The 3,131-nt window shown below is 73.3% G+C and carries 2 protein-coding genes; one reads left to right on the top strand and one right to left on the bottom strand.

Annotated elements, in window-relative coordinates:
* On the top strand, positions 1-1,497 hold a 1,497-nt coding region (locus KBB57_RS19995), incomplete at its 5' end, for an amidase (RefSeq protein WP_290754151.1).
* 58 nt (positions 1,498-1,555) lie between these two features.
* On the opposite strand, the gene KBB57_RS19990 is transcribed toward KBB57_RS19995, so the two are convergent.
* The coding region (locus KBB57_RS19990) for a carboxypeptidase regulatory-like domain-containing protein (protein WP_290754149.1) at positions 1,556-3,131 on the bottom strand (1,576 nt) is incomplete at its 5' end.

Raw genomic sequence — 3,131 nt, 5'->3', positions numbered from 1 at the left:
GCGAGCGCGCTGGCGCGCCGCCGCGTTTCCTCTACACTCGCGCGCGTGCACGAACTCCTCGACAGCTCCGCCGTCACGCTCGCCCGCTGGATCCGCCAGCGCAAGCTCTCCCCGGTCGAGCTGCTCGACGCGCTCATCGCCCGCATCGCCGACGTGAACCCGGCCATCAACGCCGTGATCGCCGAGCGTCACGACGCCGCCCGCGCCGAGGCCCGCGCCGCCGAGCGCCGGGTCATGCAAGATCCCCCCGAGTCGCTGCCGCCGCTGCTCGGCCTCCCCTACACCGCCAAGGAGTACATCAGCGCCCGCGGCATGCCGCTCAGCGCCGGCATCTGGTCGCGCCGCCACGTCCGCGCCGACACCGACGCCGAGACCGTCACCCGCCTCGCCCGCGCCGGGGCGATCCTCGTCGGCATCACCAACGTGCCCGAGGGCGGCCTGTGGATGGAGACCTACAACGACGTCTACGGCCGCACGCGCAACCCGTGGGACCTCGCCCGCACCGCCGGCGGCTCGAGCGGCGGCGAGGGGGCGATCGTCGCCAGCGGCGGCGTCGCCTTCGGCCTCGGCGCCGACGTCGGCGGATCGATCCGCATCCCCGCCGCCTTCTGCGGCTGCGTCGGCCACAAGCCCACCGGACGCATGGTCCCCAACACCGGCTTTTGGCCCGCCGCCAGCGGAGAGCTCAGCGCTTACCTCGTCTGCGGCCCGCTCACCCGCCGCGTCGAGGACGTGCACCCGATCCTCTCCGTGCTCGCCGGCCCCGACGGCGTCGACGCCGTCGTGCAACCCTGGGACCTCCCCGATCCTTCCACCATCGACCTGCACGGCGTCACCGTGTACCCGATGACCGGCAACGGCCGCGTGTGGGTCCGGGCGCCGATGCGCCTCGCCATCGAGCGCGCCGCCGAGGCCCTGCGCGAGCGCGGCGCCACGATCGGCCACCTCGAGAGCCGACGCATGCGCCAGGCCTTCCCGATCTGGAGCGCCATGATGTCCCTCTCCGGCAGCCAGCCCTACTCGGAGATCCTCGGCGGCGACCGCCCCATCGCCGTCGTCCGCGAGCTCGCCCGCCTCCTCCTCGGCCGCTCCCGCCACACCCTCCCCGCCATCATCGTCGTCGCCCTCGAGAACCTCTCCAGCCGCTTCACCGGGCAAAAACAGGAGCTCGTCGCCGTCGGCAAGCTGCTCCAGGCCGAGCTCGAGCAGGTCCTCGGCCCCCGCGGCGTCCTCCTCTTCCCCCCCTACAGCCGACCCGCCCCGCGCCACACCTGGCCGCTGCTCACCCCCTTCGATTTTGTCTGCACCGGCCTCTTCAACGTCCTCGAGTTCCCCTCCACCACCGTCCCCGTCCTGTGGCACCGCGGCCTCCCCGTCGGCGTCCAGGTGATCGCCCGCCGCGGCAACGACAGCCTCACCATCGCCGTCGCCCACGCGATCGAGCAGGCCTTCGGCGGCTGGCGCCGCGCCAACCCGCCGCTCGCCGTCGCCGCCTGAGCCTGTCCTTTCCGACCTGGCCCCGCGGACATGCCCAAAAGGACATGTCCGCGCGTCGTCACGGCCGCTTGCCGGCCGGGATCGCCAGGCTCGCCCCGCCCGCGAGCCCGAAGTTGACCACCGTCCCCTCGAGCACCTGCGTCAGCGAGCTCAGCAGGTAGCTGTTGGCCCCCACGACGTCCTGCCCGTCGACGCTCACGATCTCGTCGCCCACCTTCATCCCGCCGGTCGCCGCCGCGCTGCCCGGGCGGACCACCGCCACGATCAGCCGCCGCTCCCGCGGGTCCGCGCCCGGCTCCGGCATCTTGAAGCTGTAGCCGAAGTCGCCGGCCGCCTCGCCCTCCTTGACCCGCTTCTTCGCCACCTTGATCACCGGCAGCTCGACCGCGTCGCCGGTCGCCGGCACGAAGTTCGCCATGCTGGTCCACCCGTAGTCGTTGTCGTCCCAGTTGCGCGGCATCACCATCACCCGCACCTTGCCCGTCGGCGCGTGCTCCACCTCGTAGCGGCCCGCCGCGTCCGTGATGTGCAGCTTCTCCTCGCTCTCGGCCCCGCCGAACGACCACCCGCCCCCCTCCGCCGCCACCGACACCCGCAGCCCCGGCACCGGCTCGCCCTCGAGGTTCACCACCTTCCCGCGCACCGTCACCTTCGGCGCCAGCTCGACCCGCACCCCGGCGAGGTCCTGCCCCGCCGTCATCGCCGCCTCGACCTCCGCCGTCCCCGGCCCCGCGTCGACCCGCACCTTGTACTTCCCGGCCGGCAGCTCCTCCAGGCTCCACACCCCGCCGGTGCGGAAGAAGTGGTCGTTGCGCGAGAACCCGGTCGTGTCGTCGCGCAGCGTCACCGTGAACTCCTCCGGCGCGCCCCCGCCCGTCAGCGTCACCGTCCCGCTCATCCGCCCCGCGTCCGCGATCGTCAGCACGACATCCCCGCCGAGCTCGACGTGCTCGAGGATCGCCTCGCCGCCGCCCTTGCGGTGCGCCCGCAGCGTGTGCTTGCCCTCCTGCAGGTCCTCCAGCACAAACCGCCCGTCCGGGTCCGTCAGCTCCGGCGTCTGCCAGAAGCTGCCCCAGCGCCCCATCCGCATCGCCTGCCCGCTCGACTGCGCCGCGCTGTCCGACTCCCGCGTCGCCTCGATGAACGCGTCCGCCAGCGCCCCGCCGTCCGCGTCGCGCACCACCCCGGTGATGCGCCCGTCGCTGCGCTCCACCACCAGCTTCACGTCCTCCACCCCGCCCGCGCGCACCGTCACCTTCTCGCCCTGCACGTCGTCGTCGCTGGTCCCCGGCGCCCGCATCTCGTCGCCCCAGCCCTTGCTCGCCGTGACCCGGTACTCGCCCGCCGCCACGAACGGGAACTTGAAGTTGCCCTGGTCGTCCGCCGCCGTGTTCTGCCAGTGCACCCCGTTCCCCATCGACACGTTGGCCCGCTGGATCGGGTTGCCCTTGCCGTCGCGCACGCTGCCCTTCACCTCGCCGGTCGCCGGCAGCTCGATGCGCACCCCCTCGAGGTCCTTGCCCTTCACCAGCGTCGCCGGCTGCGGCTTGTCCGGGGTCGCCCGCGACGGCTGCCACACGCTGACGCTGATCAGGTACTCACCCGGCAGCAGCCCCGCCAGCTCGAACTTCCCC

This window comes from Amaricoccus sp. (genome assembly GCF_017993425.1).
Classification (GTDB): Bacteria; Pseudomonadota; Alphaproteobacteria; order Rhodobacterales; family Rhodobacteraceae; genus Amaricoccus.
Note: the sequence above shows the minus strand (reverse complement) of the source record. Positions and strands in the feature narration are given on the sequence as shown.